Origin of the sequence: Paraburkholderia sp. SIMBA_054, assembly GCF_046534875.1 — a bacterium.
Lineage (GTDB): Bacteria > Pseudomonadota > Gammaproteobacteria > Burkholderiales > Burkholderiaceae > Paraburkholderia > Paraburkholderia hospita.
In genome coordinates this window covers 1-235 of the sequence record NZ_JAWRXV010001731.1, presented here as the reverse complement: position 1 = coordinate 235, position 235 = coordinate 1, and the positions used below count along the sequence as shown (strand labels likewise).

Sequence of the window (235 nt, the reverse complement as noted above, 5' to 3'; positions counted from 1 at the left end):
AGGGGTCATCTGCTAAGAAGAAAACTAAAAAAGAAGCAGATGGAACACGAACCGCTCCCATACCTATTAAAGAACCAATATATTTCAACGATTACATAAGTACTTCAGATAACGAATTTGCTGCTGAATTAAAAATGAACGTAGAAGAGGTTATACGGGGAGATAAAGCATTTGATGTTTTATATGACAGGAATAGCACAGTTGATAAACCTAAAAAGGGTTTTGAATGGGCACT

1 protein-coding gene is annotated in these 235 nt (G+C 35.7%); it reads left to right on the top strand.

Going from position 1 to position 235, the window contains the following annotated elements:
- Window positions 1-235, top strand: a 235-nt coding sequence (locus SB822_RS61025) for a hypothetical protein (RefSeq protein WP_410859644.1), incomplete at both ends; no start/stop codon positions are given.